General features: G+C 34.0%; 20 protein-coding genes. 6 read left to right on the top strand and 14 right to left on the bottom strand.

Features of this window, described 5'->3' with window-relative positions; translation table 11 throughout:
* Positions 1-246: 246 nt before the first annotated feature.
* Positions 247-1,707, bottom strand: a complete 1,461-nt coding sequence (locus AC3IS6_RS13165; protein WP_489159969.1) for an aminoacyl-histidine dipeptidase — start codon at positions 1,705-1,707, stop codon at positions 247-249.
* A gap of 176 nt (positions 1,708-1,883) precedes the next feature.
* Here AC3IS6_RS13165 and AC3IS6_RS13160 point away from each other — a divergent pair, with 176 nt between their 5' ends.
* The 3 genes from AC3IS6_RS13160 (at position 1,884) to AC3IS6_RS13150 (ending at position 4,232) form a co-directional block, all read left to right on the top strand.
* A complete protein-coding gene (locus tag AC3IS6_RS13160) occupies positions 1,884-2,945 on the top strand; it encodes a DUF3810 domain-containing protein (protein ID WP_489159968.1) in 1,062 nt (353 codons plus the stop codon).
* 151 nt (positions 2,946-3,096) lie between these two features.
* The gene (locus AC3IS6_RS13155; protein ID WP_089481356.1) at positions 3,097-3,591 is read left to right on the top strand and encodes an RNA polymerase sigma factor; all 495 of its coding nucleotides are present in this window, start codon (positions 3,097-3,099) and stop codon (positions 3,589-3,591) included.
* Between the two features lie 8 nt (positions 3,592-3,599).
* A complete protein-coding gene (locus tag AC3IS6_RS13150) occupies positions 3,600-4,232 on the top strand; it encodes a DUF8845 family protein (protein ID WP_489159966.1) in 633 nt (210 codons plus the stop codon).
* A 99-nt stretch (positions 4,233-4,331) separates the two neighbouring features.
* Here AC3IS6_RS13150 and AC3IS6_RS13145 read toward each other — a convergent pair whose 3' ends face one another.
* Positions 4,332-5,141: a lysophospholipid acyltransferase family protein gene (locus AC3IS6_RS13145; protein ID WP_173966898.1), complete on the bottom strand. Its 810-nt coding sequence runs from the start codon at positions 5,139-5,141 to the stop codon at positions 4,332-4,334.
* 123 nt (positions 5,142-5,264) lie between these two features.
* Complete coding sequence (locus AC3IS6_RS13140) at positions 5,265-5,915, bottom strand: NUDIX hydrolase (RefSeq protein ID WP_489159964.1); 651 nt, start codon at positions 5,913-5,915, stop codon at positions 5,265-5,267.
* A 90-nt stretch (positions 5,916-6,005) separates the two neighbouring features.
* Between AC3IS6_RS13140 and AC3IS6_RS13135 the strand changes: the two genes are divergently transcribed.
* Complete coding sequence (locus tag AC3IS6_RS13135; RefSeq protein ID WP_489159962.1) at positions 6,006-6,440, top strand: DUF4268 domain-containing protein; 435 nt, start codon at positions 6,006-6,008, stop codon at positions 6,438-6,440.
* A gap of 89 nt (positions 6,441-6,529) precedes the next feature.
* On the opposite strand, the gene AC3IS6_RS13130 is transcribed toward AC3IS6_RS13135, so the two are convergent.
* The 11 genes from AC3IS6_RS13130 to AC3IS6_RS13080 all read right to left on the bottom strand — a co-directional run bounded on the left by AC3IS6_RS13130 (position 6,530) and on the right by AC3IS6_RS13080 (position 18,980).
* Positions 6,530-6,709: a hypothetical protein gene (locus tag AC3IS6_RS13130; protein ID WP_489159960.1), complete on the bottom strand. Its 180-nt coding sequence runs from the start codon at positions 6,707-6,709 to the stop codon at positions 6,530-6,532.
* 69 nt (positions 6,710-6,778) lie between these two features.
* Entirely contained in the window at positions 6,779-7,771 is a 993-nt protein-coding gene (locus AC3IS6_RS13125; protein WP_489159959.1) for a hypothetical protein, read from the bottom strand.
* Positions 7,772-8,085: 314 nt separating this feature from the next.
* Positions 8,086-8,496 (bottom strand): hypothetical protein, encoded by a 411-nt coding sequence (locus AC3IS6_RS13120; protein WP_489159958.1) that lies wholly within the window; start codon positions 8,494-8,496, stop codon positions 8,086-8,088.
* Between the two features lie 21 nt (positions 8,497-8,517).
* Complete coding sequence (locus AC3IS6_RS13115) at positions 8,518-9,462, bottom strand: NAD(P)H-dependent flavin oxidoreductase (protein ID WP_489159956.1); 945 nt, start codon at positions 9,460-9,462, stop codon at positions 8,518-8,520.
* 12 nt (positions 9,463-9,474) lie between these two features.
* Positions 9,475-11,076 (bottom strand): S8 family serine peptidase, encoded by a 1,602-nt coding sequence (locus tag AC3IS6_RS13110; protein ID WP_489159955.1) that lies wholly within the window; start codon positions 11,074-11,076, stop codon positions 9,475-9,477.
* A gap of 43 nt (positions 11,077-11,119) precedes the next feature.
* Entirely contained in the window at positions 11,120-12,307 is a 1,188-nt protein-coding gene (gene mnmA, locus AC3IS6_RS13105; protein WP_489159953.1) for a tRNA 2-thiouridine(34) synthase MnmA, read from the bottom strand.
* A gap of 208 nt (positions 12,308-12,515) precedes the next feature.
* Entirely contained in the window at positions 12,516-13,232 is a 717-nt protein-coding gene (locus tag AC3IS6_RS13100) for a toxin-antitoxin system YwqK family antitoxin (RefSeq protein ID WP_489159951.1), read from the bottom strand.
* 96 nt (positions 13,233-13,328) lie between these two features.
* Positions 13,329-15,239 (bottom strand): membrane protein insertase YidC, encoded by a 1,911-nt coding sequence (gene yidC, locus AC3IS6_RS13095; RefSeq protein WP_489159949.1) that lies wholly within the window; start codon positions 15,237-15,239, stop codon positions 13,329-13,331.
* 81 nt (positions 15,240-15,320) lie between these two features.
* Positions 15,321-16,934 carry a CTP synthase gene (gene pyrG, locus AC3IS6_RS13090; RefSeq protein ID WP_489159947.1) on the bottom strand — a complete coding sequence of 538 codons (1,614 nt, stop codon included), beginning with the start codon at positions 16,932-16,934 and terminating at the stop codon, positions 15,321-15,323.
* Positions 16,935-17,167: 233 nt separating this feature from the next.
* On the bottom strand, positions 17,168-18,493 hold the full coding sequence (locus AC3IS6_RS13085) for an HlyD family secretion protein (protein ID WP_489159945.1): 1,326 nt from the start codon (positions 18,491-18,493) through the stop codon (positions 17,168-17,170).
* Positions 18,486-18,980 carry an ATP-binding cassette domain-containing protein gene (locus tag AC3IS6_RS13080; protein ID WP_489159944.1) on the bottom strand — a complete coding sequence of 165 codons (495 nt, stop codon included), beginning with the start codon at positions 18,978-18,980 and terminating at the stop codon, positions 18,486-18,488. The genes AC3IS6_RS13085 and AC3IS6_RS13080 overlap by 8 nt, the downstream gene beginning before the upstream one ends.
* Positions 18,981-19,116: 136 nt before the next feature.
* On the opposite strand from AC3IS6_RS13080, the gene istA reads away from it, so the two are divergent.
* Together istA and istB are read left to right on the top strand one after the other, a co-directional pair.
* Positions 19,117-20,664: an IS21 family transposase gene (gene istA, locus AC3IS6_RS13075; RefSeq protein ID WP_489159942.1), complete on the top strand. Its 1,548-nt coding sequence runs from the start codon at positions 19,117-19,119 to the stop codon at positions 20,662-20,664.
* A gap of 16 nt (positions 20,665-20,680) precedes the next feature.
* Positions 20,681-21,418, top strand: a complete 738-nt coding sequence (istB, locus tag AC3IS6_RS13070; protein WP_489159528.1) for an IS21-like element helper ATPase IstB — start codon at positions 20,681-20,683, stop codon at positions 21,416-21,418.
* Positions 21,419-21,458: the final 40 nt, after the last annotated feature.

Genomic DNA, 21,458 nt, shown 5'->3' with positions numbered 1-21,458 from the left:
TAATAAAAATAGTTCTTACATTTATCAATATATCAATCAAATAACTAAAATAAAAAAATTATGTCAAAAGGTCAGGATGCTAAGAAAACAGCAAAAAAAGAACCGTTAAAAACGGCTAAAGAAAAGAAAGAAGAAAAAAGGGAAAAGAAAAATTCGCCTAAGCGAGATTAATTCGTAATCTCAGTTTACAGTCTCAGCTTACGGTTCTTTAAAACTTAATGCTGAGACTGCGACTGAATACTAATACTATTTAACCGGAATATTCGAAAGGATTTCCAATACAAATTTCCAGTACTTCTGTGCTGATGAAATACTTGCTCTCTCGTCAGGAGAATGCGCACCGTGGATTGTTGGCCCAAAAGAAATCATATCCATATCCGGATAATTTGTTCCTAAAATTCCACACTCTAAACCTGCATGACAAGCTACTACTTTTGGTTTCTCGTTATTTTGTTTTTCGTAGATTCCAACCAAAGTATCTAAAATTTCAGAATTTACGTTTGGAGTCCAACCCGGATAAGAACCAGAAAGTTCTACTTCACAACCTACTAACTCGAAAGCAGAACGTAAAGCGTTAGCCAAATCAAACTTTGAAGTTTCAACAGAAGAACGCGTTAAACAACCAATTGTTATTTCGCCATCTTTTACAATTACTCTAGCAATATTATTTGATGTTTCCACTAAATCATCCATATCAGCACTCATTCTATAAACACCATTGTGAGCCGCATAAATTGCACGAATAATACCCTCCTGAACTCCCAAATCCATTACTTTCTCCGGTAAATCACATTTTACGATTTCGATAGATAAGTTCGGTTCAGTGGTTTTATATTCAGCCTTAATATCATTGATGATTTCCTGCATATCAAAAATATAGGCCTCATCAAACATTTCAGAAATAATTACTTTAGCGACACTTTCTCTTGGAATTGCATTTCTCAAACTTCCCCCATTAATCTCCACTACCTGCAAACCGAAGTTTTCAAAAGCATCAAATAACAAACGGTTCATAATCTTATTAGCATTACCTAATCCTTTATGAATATCCATTCCCGAGTGACCTCCATTAAGCCCTTTTACAGTAATAATATGACCAACTGATCCTTCCGGAACTTCTTCTTCATTATACGTTCTTGTAGCCGTTACGTCAATTCCACCAGCGCAACCAATATCAATTTCGTCGTCTTCTTCTGTATCTAAATTTAAAAGAATCTGTCCTTGCAGAATGCCTCCTTTAAGATTTAAAGCCCCGGTCATTCCAGTTTCTTCATCAATTGTAAACAAAGCTTCGATTGCCGGATGCGGAATATCTTTGCTCTCCAAAATCGCCATAATTGTTGCTACTCCCAATCCGTTATCAGCACCAAGTGTAGTACCACGCGCACGAACCCAGTCACCATCCACATACATATCAATTCCTTGTGTGTCAAAATCAAAAACAGTGTCGGCATTTTTTTGGTGCACCATATCAAGATGTCCCTGCATTACAATTGCCTTACGGTTTTCCATTCCCGGAGTTGCCGGTTTTCTGATGATTACATTTCGAATTTCGTCTTCAAAAGTTTCTAAACCTAAGCTGTTTCCAAAGTTTTTCATAAATTCAATTACACGCTCTTCTTTCTTTGACGGACGCGGAACAGCATTTAAATCGGCAAACTTATTCCATAGTGCCTTTGGTTCCAGATTTCTTATTTCCTGACTCATTATATTTTCTTTGTAGTTTAACAATTAAGAGTTCCAAAGTTACAAAGTTTAAATGCTTTTTTCGTCAAAAATTTCACGAATTAGCACTAATCCTATCCGCAAAAAACAAATTCCTCAAAACGCTTCTTTTTTAGTTCTAATATTGTATTTATATTTACGTATCCAAATTTAAAATTGTGAAATCAAAATACATCTTACCTCTATTTCTCCTTGTCCAGATTATCCTTTTAAAGATTCTCCCCTACTTTCCGGAATTCATTGAGTGCGTTTACAGTAACGGATTGTATTTGAAAATATCCCACTTGTCAAGAATACTTCTAGGCAAAATACCATTTTCTATTGGAGACATCATCTATTCTGTCTTGATTTTATTTTTGATCAGATGGATTTGGAAAACCCGCAAAACATGGAAACTCCAATGGAAAGACCATCTTTTAAAAGCTTTAAGTGTTCTCTCTATATTTTACTTTTTCTTCCACTTGCTTTGGGCATTAAATTACTACAGAGAACCTCTTTTTGAAAAAATGAAGATCCAAAAAGAATATACCGATGCTGAATTATTGTCTTTTACAAAAAAGCTAATTATAAAAACAAATGAAATCCAATTTCAGATTACTAAAAATAACAATTCAAAGATTGTCTTCCCTTACTCTCAAAATGAGGCTTTCAAAATGAATTTAAACGGATATGAAAATCTTACAAAAGACTACTCATACTTCAAATATGAAATTCCCAGCATTAAAAAATCACTCTTTAGTCTGCCTTTGACTTATATGGGTTTTGGAGGTTATTTAAATCCATTCACCAACGAAGCACAGGTAAATGATTTATTGCCTATGTATAATTTCCCTGTAACAACTTGTCATGAAATGGCACATCAAATGGGCTATGCAAGCGAGAGTGAATGTAATTTTATTGGCGTACTGGCTTCTGTCAAAAATGATAATTTGTATTACCAATATTCCGGTTACAGCTTTGCGTTAAGGTATTGTTTAGGAATCTGGCAGGTCAAAAATGAAACTATTTTCAAACAATTAAAAAAACAAACACACCCTGGTATTTTAAAAAATTATCAGGAAAGCCAGGATTTCTGGAAACAATATGATACTTTTATCGATAAAGGCTTTCATGTTTTTTATGACAACTTTTTAAAGATAAACCATCAAAAAGATGGTTTGGAGGGTTATAGTAAATTTGTAGATTTAATGGTGAATTATTACAAAACCAAAGAGTTATAATTTTTATTGCCACAGCTTATTAAAATATAACATTTATAGAGTTATAATTTCAGATTCAAAAAGAAGAATTTATTTTAATTTCAATAAGCTTTTGCAGAAAAAAATGATTGTAAGCTGTAACAAAATAGCTTTCAGTACTACTAATAAATTTATGAGCGAAAATCTAGAACAATCATTTGTTGCGCAATTGCAGGCAAATCAGAATATAATCCACAAAATATGTAGGTTATATACTGCCGGTGAAGACGCTCACAAAGATTTGTTTCAGGAAATCACCATTCAGCTCTGGAAAGCGTATCCGAAATTTAGAGGCGACAGCAAATTTTCGACCTGGACTTATCGTGTTGCCTTAAATACCGCCATTACCTTATACCGAAAAACTAAACGAACCGTATCAACCGTAGAATATGAAAGTCATCAGCATTTTATAAAAGATGTAGATTACAATTATGAAGAAGAAGAACAGATTAAATTGATGTACAAAGCCGTTTACCAACTTAATGACATCGAAAAAGCATTAGTTTTTATGTATTTAGAAGACAAAGATTATCAAGAAATAGCAGAAACCTTAGGAATCAGCGAAGTGAATGCTCGTGTGAAAATGAATAGAATTAAAGGGAAACTTAAAAAAATACTAAATCCTTAAAAATTATTATGAAAGAACTGGATTTATTAAAAAAAGACTGGCAAAAGAACTCGGATTCTTTTGAACAAATATCGGAAAAGGAAATCTACAAAATGATTCACAAAAAATCATCTTCGATCGTGAAGTGGATTTTAATTATTAGCATTTTAGAGGTTCTGTTTTGGACACTGTCAAATTACTTTTCTAATGTAGACGCTGATCTAAAGAAAATGAATCATCCTGAGATTATCCTGTTTATGGACATTTTAATGTATTTTAATTATGTCGTGATTTTTGTTTTTATTTACTTTTTCTATAAAAACTACAAAACCATCACCACTACGGTTTCTACCAAATTATTAATGAGCAGTATATTAAAAACCCGAAAAACGGTTCAATATTACGTTTGGTACAATTTAGGTATGCTTGTGGTTTCGTCTATACTAAGCTTTTTCATCGGATATGTTTACAATCCTGATATGGAACTTATTAGAGAAAAACTAGCATTAAACGGAAAAGCGATGCTGTTTTCAATCGGTGCGATGGTATTACTTACCGTAGTACTTTTTGGAATGTTCTGGGGTATCTATAGATTGCTTTACGGAACCTTATTGCGCAGGTTGTATACCAATTATAAAGAGTTAAAGAAAATTGATTTTTGATAGGAAGCACTGAGATACTAAGGCACTAAGAAACTAAGCTTATTTTGAAACTTGAAACCTGAAACAAAAAAACAATCTAAAATCAGAAATCTAAAATCCCTAATAATCCCATCTCCTCATTTTATTAAGTTCTTCCTCTACTTTAATTTCTTCAGCTGGAATAACTTTTAAAAAAGAAGGATGCTGCTCAATTGCATATTCTACTTTTTCAACGATTTCTTCGATGGTATCGTTTTCATAATCAATATCAAGAGGTTCTTTGATGATAAAAGATTGTAAAATTCCTTTCTTCTTCATTCTCAATCCCTTTTTATCAAATGAACGACGGAAACCGTCTATAACGATAGGAATTACAATAGGTTTATGCTGTTTTATGATATGTGCCGTTCCTTTACGAACAGGCTTGAACGATTTGGTTGTTCCCTGCGGAAAGGTAATTACCCAGCCGTCTTCAAGTGCAATTCTGATATTTTCAGTATCATTTGGGTTAACATCCCGTTTTTCTGTAACATCGACACCTTTTGCACGCCAGGTTCTCTCAACTGTAATAGCTCCAACATAAGCCAGGATTCTTGGCAATAAACCAGCTTGCATGGTTTCTTTGGCAGCGACATAATAAATATTCATCTTCGGCTGCCACAAATAACCAATATTCTTAATCGTATCTTGACGTCCGCTTAAACTTGCGTTAAACACATGAAACATGGCTACAACATCAGCAAAATAGGTCTGGTGATTTGATATAAACAAAACATTTGTATCTGGCAATGTCTTAATGATCTCAGATCCTTCAATCTGCAATTCATTAAAACCTCTATATCTTCGGTGAGTCATGGCTCCCAAAATACGGATCAACCATTTCTTGATGAATAATATATGTCCAAAAGGATTTCGTTTAAACAATCCCATAGCTGTCAAGTGTATTTTTTTGTTAGGACGCAAACATACAAAAATTATTCTTTTAGCGATACCATAAAACAATTTCAACAAAAACTGTTATAATTATGAATATCAAATTGTTATTTTTTTCTTTTATGCTTTGTTGTCAAAAGTTATTTTTAAAACATCTCTCAATTCACTCAATATCATAGCTGTCGCCCCCCAAACAATATGATTTTGAATATTAAATGCCGGAACTAAAGCATTATTAGCATAAGAAGTTGATAATGTGACTTCGATAACAATTTCGTCGTTCAGAAAAACCGAAAGCGGTAATTCTATGACATCAGCTACTTCTCTGATATCCGGATAAAACAAAAGCTCTTCTTTTGAAATTCCCAAAAAAGGATGCACTAAAAAGTTACTTGGCGGAATGTACATAGGAGTAAACTGCTTGATTACCCTTATTTTTTCAGGTGCAACACCTACTTCTTCGTGGGTTTCCCGTAAGGCCGTCTCTTCATAATCAGCATCAGTTGTTTCATATTTCCCACCAGGGAATGCAATTTGCGACGAATGAACTCCATTATAAGCATTTCGGACGATTAGTACCAGATGAGTTTTCCCGTTTTTAGGATAAAACAACATCATGACCGCTGCAATACGCGGATTTTTATCTTTTAAATCAAGATTCTTTAAGGCTTCGACGCGTTCTTTTGGAGCCATTTTGATATGTGCTGACTCCGCCGGTAGTACTACTGGAATTAAATCAGGAACATATTGCAAAAAATCTTGAAAATCCATAAGCAAAGTTTATTTTTGTACTTTTAAATAAAATATAAATATAGTCCAGAAAACGCGGTTCTACAAGTTTTCTAAAATCAAGACCTAAAAATGTACAGTAAAGAAGAATCACAAAAGATAAAAAGAGAATTCTGGGTAGCATTCGCTGAAAAATACCCTCGCAAATGGGTACTTTATGATACCAAAATTAAAGATTTCTCTTTTAAATTTTATGTTGATAATAAAAAAGCACAAGTTTTAATTGATGTTGAACACCGAAGTGATGAAAAACGAAATGCCTATTTTGAAAAAATTGAAGCGTTAAAAAGTATTTTAGAAGAAGAATTCATTAAAGATTTGGTTTTCGAAAAAAACTACACGCTTGAAAGTGGCAAAACTATAAGCCGAATCTGGATCGAAAAAACCGGAGTTGGTTTTAGCAACCGAAACAACTGGGACGCCATTTTTGATTTCTTCAATGAAAACATGCATGCTCTTGAGATGTTTTACTTAGAGTACGACGAGTTTATTAAAGATATTGAGTGATTCTCACTATTTGAGAATTTAAATTTATTATAAAAACAAATGCGACGAAGTTAAAAAAAACGTCGCATTTACTTTTAACTTTCTCTAGTTTAAAGATTTAACTTCTGAAACAAAAGTACCAAAATAAATATCGTAGCAATTATATAATAATTATTCCAACCTTCTTTCTTTTTTTGATCCTCAGATGCACTTTTATTGTATTTATACCATAAATATCCGTTGAATATTAATATCAACACATAAATACCTACTAAAATATTACTCCACATTTATGTTTGTTTTAAAATTATTTTGTTTTATCACAACAGGATTTTACTTTATTTTAAGACTAACTAAATTTAATTAAATCTAGTAGCTTCTTTAATAGTTGAAGCATCTAACTTCCTACCATTTATAGTTTGCTTACTTGAAAAAGTATAAATAAAGTCTTTTCCACTATCAGGCTCACCAGTGAAAAAACCGTCTGTCTCAGGTATATATATTGGATAATTAAAATTTCTGTCGATCTGAAAATTTGTTATTGATTTAAAATTCAGACTTTTTTTCGATATGTAAACATAATTTTTAATAAAATAACCTGCGATCGGTTTTATCAATACCAAATCATCAAAACTTGAGACATCACTAGCCCCACCGCCTATCATAGCACTTGTAAGCCATCCCATACAGTCAGCAAATTGGTAGACCATAACAGCTCCACCTATAACTCCTGCATATTTAGTTGCGACATTACCAACTATTTTCAATACCCCTGCAGTTCCCAAAGCTGCAAGATCACCTACTAAAGCCTGAACAACTACCCTAACACCTATCGCTTCTAATACACAACCTCCTACAGTATTACCATTACTTTGTATCGTAGTATTTTCACCTGGAAAAGATGAAGTTGCCAACTGATAATCTTCTTGTGTAAAAATTGATAATGTTTGTCCTTGACTAAGTAATTGCTCTTCAACGACAATTAACTGTGCAGTAATAGCCATTTTTTCAGGATCAAGATTACCAAACTGATTTATAAGATCTTGTTCTGTGACGCCATAAGATTTAATAAGTACTAAAGCATCACTAGAAATCTGTTGTACATATTGTTCTGCTGATTGCTCTTTACTTGACTGAAAATTAATATTTTTATTTGTAGAAGCATTAGCTATAGCATCTTTTCCTGCAATTTCCATTGCTTTTTGAAAATTTCTTAGCTGTTCTGTACTATCTACAGAATTCTCTTTTTCATAATAATTTTCGTTTGAACAGGAGTTAAAAAGAAAAACAATTCCCGAACCCGACAACATTAGTAGAACTAATACAAAATAACTTTTAATTAATTTTCTCAAAATGTAACAAATTAAATATTAATATTTTTTTATTATGGAACTATTCCATCTCTCAAATTTATATCATTCCATAAATTTGTCTTATCTGAAAAACGGGTAATTCTTACATCTCTTTTATCCATACATCAAAGCAATACAAAAACTGATAAATATTAAAGAAGTGAATCAACTAATAATTTACGATATCTTCGTAAGAAAAAGTAATACTAAGGCCAATTCATCTAAAAAAATAAACCCGACAGGTTTTTAAAAACCTATCGGGTCCGAATATTATTTTTAATAAAAACAGTAAGTACTATTTACATCCTTTATAACTACACACTAAAAATATTATAAACAATAATACGGTCGTCGTAGTTGATATAAAGCTGTTTACGGAAATCCTGTTTTTTTCGAGTGATGATTGATAGCTTGCAGGCTACACCATCATTGTCTTTACACATAAAAGAATACACAATATCGGTATCATTTTCTTCGCGTTCGATATAATCTAAAATGCTAAAAAGCTGAATTTCCTGTGAATAAACAACAATTCTGTGTTTATTGGTATCCAGAATCACAGACAAATTGACCAAATCAAGATTAGACCATTCTCCCCATTTTCCTTCTTCATTTTTTTCCAAAACACTAAAACCTGAAGTTTTAAATTGATAAGACTGACTATAAGCTTGCTGTAAACCAAGTCCGAAAAAAAGTAAAAGTATAAAAGTGCGTATAGGATTCATATTGTATTTCTTGCAGGTAATTTAAAATTCAAATTTAGCCTTTTCCTGGCAGGCAGCTTCAAAATCGGACATCATTTGTTGAATAATTTGCTCTACCGGTAAAATTTCATGAATTAGTCCCGCGATTTGACCTATTTCAAGTTCACCTTCTTCAAGATCTCCTTCAAACATTCCTTTTTTAGCTCTTGCTCTTCCTAAAAGCTGTACTAAATCTTCTTTTGAAGGACATTTTTCATATAATTCCTGAACATCCTGATAGAATTTGTTCTTAACCAATCGAACCGGAGCCAGTTCTTTCAGTGTCAATTGTGTATCCCCTTCTTTAACTTTAACAATAGTTTCTTTGAAATTATCATGTGCCGAAGATTCTACTGAAGCAGCAAAACGGCTTCCCACCTGAACACCATCGGCGCCCAAAATCATGGTAGCCAACATCCCCCTACCCGTCGCAATTCCTCCCGCAGCAATAACCGGGATCTGAATTTTCTCTTTAACCATTGGGATTAAAGTTAGGGTAGTCGTTTCATCACGTCCATTGTGTCCTCCTGCCTCAAATCCTTCCGCTACAATAGCATCAACTCCGGCCTCTTGCGCTTTTAAGGCAAAAACACTACTACTTACTACGTGCACTACTGTGATTCCTTTTTCTTTTAAAAAAGATGTCCAGGTTTTTGGGTTTCCGGCGGAAGTAAAAACAATTTTCACCCCTTCTTCAACCACAATATTCATAATTTCTTCAATATTGGGATATAACATCGGAATATTAACGCCAAAAGGTTTGCTGGTGGCTTGCTGGCACTTCTGAATATGTTGGCGTAATACTTCGGGATACATAGAACCCGCTCCAATTAATCCTAAACCTCCTGCATTACTTACTGCAGCTGCTAATTTATAACCACTATTCCAAATCATTCCTCCCTGAATAATTGGATATTTAATATTAAAAAGTTGTGTAATTCTGTTCATTCAAAAATGTAATTATTGTTTGATTATCTTTCCTGTTTTATGGAGACCATCTGCCTCAAAAGTATAAAAATAGAGTCCGCTTTTTAATGCTTCAACAGAAAGAATCGGATTTTGATTGGTAATTTGTTTTTCGATCAGCTTTTGTCCTAAAACAGAGTAAATGGAAACAAAAGCAGTATTGTTTTCAAACAAAAAGGAAACTGTTGTCTGGGTAGGATTTGGAAATACAGAAAAAACAGCATCTAATGACTGGAAATTTTCTACTCCTAAGCTGGCTCCAAAATTAGGAATTCCATAGCCGTAGTTATTATTGGGCGCCGTATATCGATCTGAAGACTGCAAAATCATTTGCCGAATCTCTTTATTTGTTTTTGATGGAAAAGCCTGCCACAAACAAGCGATCATCCCTGCCATAATCGGACAGGAAAATGAAGTACCATTTATAGTTGTAATATTTCCTGCAGTATCCGACACAACAGCAGCGGTTCCCTGTGCCATAACTTCCGGTTTAATCCTTCCGTCAGAACTTGGACCGATCGAGCTAAAACCGGATTTAACTTTTGAAGCTGTTACAGCACCCACCGTAATTACCGAAACGGCATCTGCCGGTCCACCAATATGAGGCTCTGAAGTAGCCCCTTCATTTCCTGCTGAGGCCACAACGATTATTCCTTTACTAAAAGCCAGTTCAGCACCACGGGAAATAAAATTGGTCGTGCCATTCATATCGCTATAAGTATGAGTATAATTGGCATTATCAAACTCAAAATACCCCAGAGAAGTTGTTATAATATCAGCCCCTACACGATCAGCTTCCTCTGCTGCTTCTACCCAATACGATTCTTCGACGGGATTTTCAGTAGGGTCATATTCTGTAATAAACAAATAATACGAAGCATCGGGAGCCGTACCCACTAAGGCGTTTTCTTTATAACCACCCATCGTCGAAAGCACCATTGTTCCATGACTGTCTCCTGAATAGAAATTGACATTTCTATTAACGAAATCATATCCTCCTAAAATCTGATTGTTGTCGATTAGCTTCTTAAAAGGTAAAGCTGTATTAACACCCGGAAAACCGGCATCTAAAACCGCAATTACTTTTCCTGAACCTGTTTTATTCTGTTGATGTAAAACTTGTCCGTTTAACATTTCTATCTGACCTGCCGAAGAACCGTAGGCATAATCAGTAGCTGATTTAAGCTTGTCTTTTGCTTGAGATGTCTGACTTTCTGCAACTTTTTTAGAAGTAGTATTTAAATTTTTATTCGCAAAAATTACTTTATCTACAAATGACAATAATTTAAGTGCCGAAATATCAGTCTGAGTTCCCCGAATATGGAGTGCATTCAACCATTTTGATTTTGCCATTACAGTTATTCCTGTACTAGATCTGATCTGATTGATATAAGAATCCTCTACAGGTGCATCGGTAAGATCTAACACAATATTTTGATTGGCCCTTCGATCTAAAGCACGTTGTGTCAAAATTGAAAGAGGAGCATCTAAAGACGCTTGCGCATTTGGTTTATTTTTAAAATACACCCATGCATCTTCCTGCGAAAACATCGCAGAAGATAAAATCAATAATAAAAACACAAAACGATGCTTCATGATTACTTTTTTAAAGGTGAAACCTCCGTAAAAAAGTATAAAGCTAAGAAATTACTCCCGAACCAACTAATTCATTTTCTAAATACCAGGCAACAAACTGACCTTCTGTGATAGCAGACTGAGACTCTTCAAAACTAACGTACATTCCGTTTTCAAACTGATGTAAAGTTGCTTTCTGCAATGGCTGGCGGTAACGAATTCTTGCCATTACTTCCATTTTTTCACCATTATTCAGTTTCAAATCTTCACGAACCCAGTGTACTTCAGAGTTTCTAACAAACAATGCTTTTTTAAACAAACCAGGATGGTTGCTTGTTAAACCGGTATAAATTGTATTTGTATCAACATCTGTTGCAATTACAAATAAGGGATCTGTAGTACCACCAACGTTTAATCCTTTTCTTTGTCCGTTTGTAAAATAATGTGCTCCCTGATGTTTGCCCATTACTTTACCCATTGTTGGAAGATAATCCAGTTTTTGAGAATCAATTTTCAATTCGTCTTCTAAAGAAATTCCTGTCGGTTTTTCAATTGTATAAATTGGGTCATTTTTATCAATCTGAACAATAAGCCCTTCTTTAGGCTGTAATTTTTGCTGCAAAAATTCAGGCAAACGTACTTTCCCAATGAAACAAAGTCCTTGCGAATCTTTCTTCTCAGCAGTAACCAATTCCATTTCAGCAGCGATTTCGCGCACTTCTGGTTTTGTCAATGCTCCAATTGGAAACAAAGCTTTAGATAATTGTTCTTGAGACAACTGACATAAAAAATACGACTGATCTTTGTTAACATCATTTCCGGCAATCAATTGATAAACCGTTTTCCCATTCACTTCAATTTCGCTTTTCTGGCAATAATGCCCGGTCGCAACATAATCGGCTCCAAGACTTAGAGCGATTTTCATAAAAACATCGAATTTAATTTCGCGATTACAAAGTACGTCAGGATTTGGAGTTCTTCCTTTTTCGTATTCGTTGAACATATAGTCAACGATTTTTTCTTTGTATTCTTCGCTTAAATCGACCGTTTGAAACGGTATACCCAATTTTTCGGCTACTAATAATGCATCGTTGCTATCTTCTAACCACGGGCATTCATTAGAAATCGTAACTGAATCATCGTGCCAGTTTTTCATAAAAAGGCCAATAACTTCATATCCTTGCTGCTGCAATAAATAAGCTGCAACACTTGAATCTACTCCTCCGGAAAGTCCAACAACTACACGTTTCATTCTAAATCGTTTATATTTTTACAAGGGTGCAAAGATAAGCCCAATTTTTGATAATTACTTAAGTTTTGATTAGTTTATGCAATGCCATTGTAGACAAAACTTATTGCCTCTTTTACAAGCTTTCTGATCTAATAAATTGACTACCCAGAAACCTAACTTCACACATTAAAAAAATCTATTTTTCTTAAGAATGCATCTATTCTCAGACCTACTCCGTCTTTGGTTTTGAATCTGCCTGATAACTACTTTTAGGATCACTCATATTCACTTCTTTGGTCAGTTTTCCTTTTAAGTAGAATTGCCACATTCCTGCCTTTTTTCCCCTTAGAAACTTTCCTTTAGACGCTACGACACCATCAGAATCATAAAAAATAGCATCTCCATTGTATTCATTATTCTTAAATGTACTTTGTTCCAACAAAATTCCATTTTGTCCGTACTTCTTATAAATACCCTCTTTCAAACCTTCTTTGTAAGTCATTTCTTCAGCTATTTTAGAATCCGGATAATAAACTGTTCTTGCTCCTTCCAGTTTTCCTCCCTTATATTTTTCAAGCGTCATAAGGGCTTTTGAAGCTTTATGGTAATACTTCCAGTCGCCTTCTCGCGATTTGCCGATTTCTTTTCCTTCACTTACTTTATTCTTGTTCTGATCGTAAAAAATGGTATAGGAACTTCCGTCATTTGCTGTGAAATCACGAGTTGCGATAACATCTCCTTTTTTGGTATCATCAAAAAATTTAAAGACACCGGTTTCTTTTCCGTGATTAAAAGTACCTTCATAACGAGGTCGCTTAGAAACTTCATAAGTTCCTTTCCAAATCCCGTCTTTTTTGCCGCTGGCATCTGATTTATTAAAATCTTGCGCTAACGCAAAAACGGTATTTAAAAAAAGTAATCCGACTATTATTTTTTTAGAAATCATATTTATATTTCATTTTAAACTTTAACGATAATGACTTTGATAAAGTATATTTTAGGTATAAAAAAATCCCGATGAATCGAGATTTTTTTACTATTATTATTTCTTTTTATTCTGAGCTTTCGCAGCTTCCTGCTGTTCCATTACTTCCTGAAGACGTTGTTGAAACTTGCTTTGCTTTTTAGGCTCTTTTAATTTGTTTTCCTGAATCTGAGCGTGAATTTTATCACTATCAACAATGTAATTTTTAATTACGTACATAATTCCAATGGTAATTAAGTTCGAAATAAAGTTATACAAACTCAATCCTGCACCATAACTATTGAAGAAAATCAACATCATTAATGGCGACACATAAATCATGATTTTCATCATTTTTGCCATATCCGGCATACCTTCTTGTTGAGGCGCTGCCATTTGCTGGTCTCCAGATGTCATTTTCATATAGAAGAAAATCGCAATTGCTGCCAAAATTGGAAACAAACTGATATGATCTCCATACAAAGGAATATGGAATGGTAATTTTACAACAGCATCAAAAGAAGATAAATCGTCTGCCCAAAGGAAACTTTTCTGTCTTAATTCAAAAGCTGCAGGGAAAAACTGGAATGAAGCATACATAAAAGGAAGCTGAATCAATGCCGGAATACATCCTGCCATTGGGTTTACTCCTGCTTTATTGTACAGTTTCATGGTTTCCTGTTGTTTCTTCATTGGGTCTTTTTTGAATTTTTCACCCAATTCTGTAATCTCAGGACGTAAAACTTTCATTTTAGCCTGTGACAGGAATGACTTATAAGTGATTGGCGACATCGCCAATTTTATAATAATTGTAAAGATGATAATCGCAATTCCTAATGACAATCCAATCGTTGAACTTAAAAATCCGAATAATGGAATAAAGATAAGCTTGTTAATCCATCCAAAAATCCCCCATCCTAATGGAATAATTTTTTCAAAGTTTTTATCGTATGATTTTAATACTTTATAATCAGCCGGCCCAAAATATAAGCTCATTTTATAATCTAATTCTCCATTAGAAAAAGCCAAAGGAACTGTTGCTTTAAATTGCTTAACAAAAGTAGTATCTATTTTTTCATCTTTTACCAAAGCATCAGATTGCAATTTAGATTTTTCAAATGGTTTATCAGTTGATAAAATAGCCGCAAAAAAGTGTTGTTTAAAAGCTACGTAGCTCACTTTTTCAGGAGTATCCTCTTTTCCTACACCGTCACTTACTGAACTGTATTTTTCCTCTCCATATTCATATTCGAGCTGTGCATAGCGTTTTTCGATAGCAATACTTTTCTCATTTCTATACGATTTTAAATCCCAAACTAAATCTAATGGTTTAGAAGAATTTAAGACCTTATTCAAACCTTGTGAACGAACATCAAAACCAATTAAATAATCATTTGGTTTCAATACATATTTATATTCCAAAAATTCATTAGCACCCGCTTTCAAACGCATAGTCAAAATTTGATCTACACCGTTTTTAGTCAACGTTGGTTCAAAATAAAGATCTTTAGAATTTAAAGTTCTGTTATCAGCTGTTTGTAATTGAATGTTTAGATTAGAATTATTGTCTTTAATTAATTCAACTAATTTTTTGGAATCTTTCTCAAATCTTTCAAATCCTTTTAACGTAGCTTCTACTATAAACCCTCCTTTATTGGCAATTTTTAGCTTAATCTTTTCGTTTTCAATAGTTGTAAAACCTTCTTTAGCAGAAGGAAGTGTAGCCGAATAAGCAAAACCACCTAATGTTTTTTGTAATTGCGCCAACTGAACTGTATCTCCCGGAGTTGCAGCAGCAACCGGTAAAACAGCTGTTTTAGTTTTATCCGCTTTCGCTTGTGCTTCTTGTTTGGCAACTAGTTCTTTCTTTGCTTTTTCAGCAGCAATCTCTTTATCAGAAGGCTGATTTTGGTACATAATCCAAATCAAAATTCCAAATATCAATACAAAACCAATGATTGAATTAAGATCAAATTTTTTTTCTTCCATTATAGTTTAAAAAAGTTATTCGTTAAAAAGGTATTAGTGATGAGATCAACACAAAAGTTACACTTTTCAGAATATTAATTATTATTTTTTATGCGCATTCACTGCAGCAGCCACAAAGTTTACAAAAATCGGATGTGGATTTGCTACTGTACTTTTGTATTCAGGATGGTATTGTACACCAATGAAAAATGGATGATTTTCAAGTTCTACAATTTCTACTAAACCTGTATCCGGGTTCACCCCTGAAGCTTTTAAACCTGCATTTTGCAGTTCATCAGCATACTTATTATTGTATTCGTAACGGTGACGGTGACGCTCTGAAATTGTTTTTTGTCCGTAAATTTTATATGCCAGCGTGTTCGGCTTTATATCACATTTCCATGCTCCTAAACGCATTGTTCCACCTTTGTCAGTCACTGTTTTTTGCTCTTCCATCAAGTTCACTACCGGATGAGGCGTTTTGTCGTTCATTTCTGTAGAGTTCGCCTCTTTGTAACCTAAAATATTTCTTGAATATTCGATTACAGACATTTGCATTCCTAAACATATTCCGAAAAACGGAATATTATTTTCACGTACATAACGAACGGCTTCGATTTTTCCTTCGATACCTCTTTCTCCAAATCCCGGAGCCACTAAAACTCCGTCCAGACCTGCTAATTTTTCTTTGATATTTTCAGCATTAATGTGTTCTGAATGTATCGAAATCACATTTACTTTGGTTTCATTTGCAGCACCTGCATGAATGAACGCCTCTAAAATAGATTTGTAACAATCCTGCATTTCTACATATTTTCCGACCAAACCAATATTTACGGTATGTTTTGGATTTTTTAATCGGCGCAAAAAAGTATTCCAGTTTTTAAGATCCGGTAATGCTTTCTTAGGCAAATCTAATTTTTTCAAAGCTACTACATCTAATCCTTCTTCAAGCATTAAATTTGGAACTTCGTATATTGTTGAAGCATCAATTGACTGAATAACCGCTTCTTTTTTAACATTACAAAACAAAGCCAGTTTTTGACGCAATTCCTGAGACAATTCATGCTCGGTTCTACAAACCAAAATATCTGCTTTGATACCACTTTCCATCAACGTTTTCACGGAGTGTTGCGTTGGTTTTGTTTTCAACTCACCCGCAGCAGCCAGATATGGGACCAATGTTAAATGAATAACGATTCCGTTATTTTCTCCCAACTCCCAAACTAACTGACGAACAGATTCTATATAAGGTAACGATTCAATATCACCAACAGTTCCTCCAATTTCAGTAATTACAATGTCATAATCGCCGGATTTACCCAACAATTGCATTCTGTCTTTGATTTCGTTAGTAATATGAGGAACTACCTGAACTGTTTTTCCTAAAAACTCCCCTCTTCTTTCTTTTTCGATTACCGAAAGATAAACTCTTCCTGTTGTAACATTATTCGCCTGAGAAGTTGGAACATTAAGAAAACGCTCGTAATGTCCTAAATCTAAATCTGTTTCAGCACCATCATCCGTTACATAACATTCTCCGTGCTCGTATGGATTCAACGTACCAGGATCCACATTGATATACGGATCAAATTTCTGAATAGTTGTACGGTATCCTCTTCCTTGTAACAATTTTGCTAAAGATGCCGCGATAATACCTTTTCCTAATGAAGAAGTCACACCGCCTGTAACAAAAATATATTTTGTTTGATTCATTCTGTTGTTGTTTGTATTGTAGTTGTGTAAAAAACTTGGCAAAAGTACAAATTTAATTAGATAATTTATCAAATAGAGATTGAGATAATTTGCAAATTTTTAATTAGAACGATTACATGTTTCCGTAATCAATAATTTTAACTTTTAATTAGGTGTTTTTTCGAAGAATGCTTCTAATTACACTTTTTTAGGTTGCCTTTTTCTAACACTAGTAAATTGGACTATAAGGTTAATTATTTGAGTTTATACCTCAGGTTATCAAAGAAGCGTTCAATCAATCGTCTGTCTTCGGTAATAATCTCAGCGGTTCCTTTTGCTTCGGCGTGAAAATTCAATTCAACTCCGTAATTCGTCTTTAATCCGTTAGGCAAGTCTATATCTACAAGATAAGAGCTGATTTTATTTTGATTGTCTGAAAGCGTCTGTTGATTGGTTACCAATGAAATTCTCATAACTTTTCCTTTGATGGAGCCATACTCGTTAAAAGGATAATTGTTCAGTTTTATGATTACCCCTTGTCCGACTTTGACCTTTCCCGAACCATTTTCCGGTAAATTTACCTGACCAATCATTTGGTTGTTATTGGGTACAATCTTAAACAGTTCCTGTCCGGACTGAATATAATCGTTGTTTTTAAGAAAATTTAAAAAATCAACTTTGCCATTTATCGGTGCTACAAAAACATAAGTACGCTCCCATTTTTTAATAGCCTCAAGTAAATCATAATAGCTGTTAAACAGATTAATGATAATCTCACGTTCTTTGGTGACTTTTTCGATGGCAATCACTTGAGCTTTATTCTGAGCTTCATTGATTTGGTAATCTGTAGTATTGATTTCTTTGTCTATTGCATTATAATCCAACTCGCTGTTCGCTTTTGCAATAATAGAATGTTCAATATCTGCCTTGGAAGTCACATCTTTCGTAAACAAAAGTGAATCTTTCCTAAAAAGACTTTTAGAAGTCGTGTATTTTACCTTTTGATTCTGATAATCATTTTTTAACTGATCTAACTTTTTAATCTGAAGTCTGAGTAACTTTTGATTTATTGCCTTTTGAACTTCATAAGGCTGTTGGACATTATAATCCAGATATTGATACAGTGAGTTTAAGTAATTGAAGTATTTGTTACTCATTTCCCCCAGAGCTAAGTTTTCAGGAAAAAAATGTCTATGCTCTTTGTACGTAATATTTTGGATGTTTATTTTACGAAGTATCTGATTCAGTAATTGAACATCTTTTAGGTTTGCTTCATTTTGTATGTAAGCAATATAGGTTCCTTTTTTTACTTCGGCTCCTGATTTATTCTCTATCAATATAATATTCCCCGCTATTGAGGACACTAGTTTTACCGGAGCCTGTCGTGTGTTGATTACAATTTGACCTGACAATACTGAAGGATATTTTATAAGCCATCCAAACAAAAATAAAAGCAGAACCAATCCTATGGCAATACAACTAATTGTTGTGCCAAATTTCGTTGGCATTTTTTCGATTATAGAAATAACCTCTTCTGTTCTATTTTCGTTGAGTGTTTTATGAAATCCTTTACTAGCCATTTACAGTATCTCCTATTTGCGTTTTTACCAATTGATAATAGTGTCCATTCTCTCGTGTCATCAGCATTTCATGATTTCCAACTTCAGTAATAAAGCCATTTTTAAGCACTATAATCTGGTCTGCTTTACGGATTGTACTCAATCGGTGCGCCACGACAATTACCGTCTTATTTTTAAATATTTCTTCTAAGGCTGTTACAATTTTCTGTTCGTTAATAACATCTAAAGAATTGGTCGCCTCATCAAAAAACAAATAATCTGGATTTTTATAGAGTGCTCTTGCGATCAACACTCGTTGCTTTTGTCCGCCACTCAAACCTCTTCCGTTTTCTCCCATCATGGTTTGATACCCCTTGGGCATGGCTTCAATCTCCGCAACAATATTAGCCGCCGTTACTGCTTTCTTTAAACGTTCATAATCTACATTTTCATCATCCAGGACGATGTTATTTTGAATGGTGTCACTAAAAATCTTACCGTCTTGCATAACTGGAAAAACCGGTCAATTTGACCACCTGATTCCGGAGCAAATTGACCACCAGGTTTTGTGGTTAATTAACGATTAAAAACTATTCATTTTTTCATGTTGTTAGAACCATACATTCGTTAAAAATATACGGATTATGGCAAACAAAATAACAGACATGAGTAAAATTAGAAAAGTAATTAAATTCTATTGTAATGGAAAGAGTAAGTTATTTATAAGTAGCTACTTATCCCTTTCAAGAAATACGGTAAAGAAATATATTTCCTTATTTGAAGTTCTCGGATTAAGCTTAGAATTAATCGACCAAAAAACCGATGCAGAGCTGGAACTTTTATTCTCCCAGACTAGTGTAGAGGCCATTAGCCCGAGATTACAGACACTTTATGATTTTTTTCATAAAATGGAACGTGAACTAAAAAAAGTTGGCGTTACCGTACAGCATATGTGGGAACAATATATTGCTGTAAATCCTGATGGTTATCGAACTTCACAATTTCATTATCATTACAATATATGGGGCAAGCGAGTCAATCCGGTCATGCATATGAACCATAAGGCTGGTGATAAAATGTATGTTGATTATGCCGGAAAGACACTCTCAATTATTGATATAGATACCGGAGAAGTCAAAGAAGTACAATTTTTTGTAGCAATATTAGGCGCTAGCCAATACACGTATGCTGAAGCTTCCATGAGCCAGCAAAAGGAAAACTTTGTTGACTCAGTAGAGAATGCCATGCGCTTTTTTGAAGGTACTCCTGCTGCCATTGTTCCGGATAATTTAAAATCTGCAGTAATAAAAAGCAGTCGTTTTGAACCGACAATCAATGAAACCCTGGCTGATTTAGCAGAACATTACGAAACTACAATTTTACCTGCCAGAGCTTACAGGCCCAGAGACAAATCATTAGTTGAAGGAGCTGTTAAGATATTATATCGAAGGATTTATGTAACCATAAAAGAAACCAAATTCTTTTCTCTGGAAGAATTAAATCAGCAGATCTGGGATTTACTTGACTCTCATAATAACAGAAAACTAACAGGACGCCCTTATTCCCGCTTTGAATTATTTTTAGAAGACGAGAAAGAAAAACTGCGTCCACTGCCACAAGATCGTTTTGAAATTAAATACCAATCTTTTGCAACAGTAATGCAAAACGGTCATGTTCAATTAAGCCAGGACAAAAACTATTACAGCGTTCCGTATCAATATGTAAAAAAGAAAGCAAAGCTGTTATATACCAAATCAACGGTAGAGATTTATTTTAAATACAATCGAATAGCTGTACATCCAAGAAACTACAAACCTTATGTCTATACAACAACCCCTGAGCATTTAGCCAGTACACATCAATTTGTAGCCCAATGGAGTGCTGCCCGCTTCATTGAATGGGCTAATAATATTGATGAGTCAGTGGGAGAATATATAATACAGATAATCGAAAGCAGAAATCATCCAGAACAGGCTTATAAAAGTTGTTTAGGAATACTGAATTTTGAAAAAAAGGTAGGCAGACAGCGATTAATAAATGCCTGCAGGCGGGCACTTGATTTTAAAATTTACAATTTTAAGACCATACAAAATATTTTAGAAAACAACTTGGATCATATTGATTTTGATCAAGAACCTGAGCAAGAACTTCCCGATCACAGTAATATAAGAGGAAAACACTATTATAACTAAATTAAATCTTGAAAAAATGAATGAATCCACAGTAACCAAAATGAAACAAATGAAGCTTTATGGCATGTTTAATGCTTTTAAAACAGCCATTGAAAGCGGAAAAACAGATCATTATACCCTTGACCAGTTTGTATCGATGATTATTGATGCAGAATGGGATGAAAGGTACAATCGTCGTATTGAACGAAGTATCACTAATGCCAAATTCCATTACAAATCAAATATTGAAAGTATCAATTTTGATGTATCACGTAATCTGGACAGAAACATGGTACTGCGTCTGGCAGAATGCGAATTTATAGAGAAAAATGAAAACATTTTAATCACTGGAAGCACCGGTGTCGGTAAAAGTTATTTAGGTACCGCATTAGGTTATCAAGCTTGTATACAGGGTTTTAAGGTAAGTTGTTTTAATACCTCAAAATTGTTTGCTAGACTAAAAATGGCTAAAGCAGATGGCACTTATCTGCGGGAACTTACCAAAATACAAAGACAGGATGTTATCATACTTGATGATTTTGGACTCCAGGCACTTGACAGCCATAACCGAATTACTCTTTTGGAGATCATAGAAGACAGGCATAATAACGGCTCTATAATCGTGACATCACAAATCCCGGTTCAAGGCTGGTATGATATAATTGGAGAAAAAACGATAGCCGATGCAATATTAGACAGACTTATACACCAATCTCATAGGCTTGAATTACATGGAGAATCCATGAGAAAGAAAAGAGGAATAAACAAAGAGTGATATTTTATTATATTTGAATACTAATTAACAGATGAAAAAA

Source organism: Flavobacterium sp. KH_035, from assembly GCF_057839565.1.
The sequence above is the reverse complement of the archived record's forward strand: the minus strand, read 5'-3'. Positions and strand labels throughout refer to the sequence as shown.

Excerpts from the sequence above, each read along its gene's own strand:
- yidC (WP_489159949.1), bottom strand. The coding sequence starts at position 15,239 with ATGGAAGAAAAAAAATTTGATCTTAATTCAATCATTGGTTTTGTATTG.
- AC3IS6_RS13110 (WP_489159955.1), bottom strand. The coding sequence starts at position 11,076 with ATGAAGCATCGTTTTGTGTTTTTATTATTGATTTTATCTTCTGCGATG.
- mnmA (WP_489159953.1), bottom strand. The coding sequence starts at position 12,307 with ATGAAACGTGTAGTTGTTGGACTTTCCGGAGGAGTAGATTCAAGTGTT.
- istA (WP_489159942.1), top strand. The coding sequence starts at position 19,117 with ATGGCAAACAAAATAACAGACATGAGTAAAATTAGAAAAGTAATTAAA.
- AC3IS6_RS13115 (WP_489159956.1), bottom strand. The coding sequence starts at position 9,462 with ATGAACAGAATTACACAACTTTTTAATATTAAATATCCAATTATTCAG.
- istB (WP_489159528.1), top strand. The coding sequence starts at position 20,681 with ATGAATGAATCCACAGTAACCAAAATGAAACAAATGAAGCTTTATGGC.
- AC3IS6_RS13135 (WP_489159962.1), top strand. The coding sequence starts at position 6,006 with ATGTACAGTAAAGAAGAATCACAAAAGATAAAAAGAGAATTCTGGGTA.
- AC3IS6_RS13155 (WP_089481356.1), top strand. The coding sequence starts at position 3,097 with ATGAGCGAAAATCTAGAACAATCATTTGTTGCGCAATTGCAGGCAAAT.
- pyrG (WP_489159947.1), bottom strand. The coding sequence starts at position 16,934 with ATGAATCAAACAAAATATATTTTTGTTACAGGCGGTGTGACTTCTTCA.
- AC3IS6_RS13120 (WP_489159958.1), bottom strand. The coding sequence starts at position 8,496 with ATGAATCCTATACGCACTTTTATACTTTTACTTTTTTTCGGACTTGGT.
- AC3IS6_RS13165 (WP_489159969.1), bottom strand. The coding sequence starts at position 1,707 with ATGAGTCAGGAAATAAGAAATCTGGAACCAAAGGCACTATGGAATAAG.
- AC3IS6_RS13080 (WP_489159944.1), bottom strand. The coding sequence starts at position 18,980 with ATGCAAGACGGTAAGATTTTTAGTGACACCATTCAAAATAACATCGTC.
- AC3IS6_RS13150 (WP_489159966.1), top strand. The coding sequence starts at position 3,600 with ATGAAAGAACTGGATTTATTAAAAAAAGACTGGCAAAAGAACTCGGAT.
- AC3IS6_RS13145 (WP_173966898.1), bottom strand. The coding sequence starts at position 5,141 with ATGGGATTGTTTAAACGAAATCCTTTTGGACATATATTATTCATCAAG.
- AC3IS6_RS13100 (WP_489159951.1), bottom strand. The coding sequence starts at position 13,232 with ATGATTTCTAAAAAAATAATAGTCGGATTACTTTTTTTAAATACCGTT.
- AC3IS6_RS13130 (WP_489159960.1), bottom strand. The coding sequence starts at position 6,709 with ATGTGGAGTAATATTTTAGTAGGTATTTATGTGTTGATATTAATATTC.
- AC3IS6_RS13085 (WP_489159945.1), bottom strand. The coding sequence starts at position 18,493 with ATGGCTAGTAAAGGATTTCATAAAACACTCAACGAAAATAGAACAGAA.
- AC3IS6_RS13140 (WP_489159964.1), bottom strand. The coding sequence starts at position 5,915 with ATGGATTTTCAAGATTTTTTGCAATATGTTCCTGATTTAATTCCAGTA.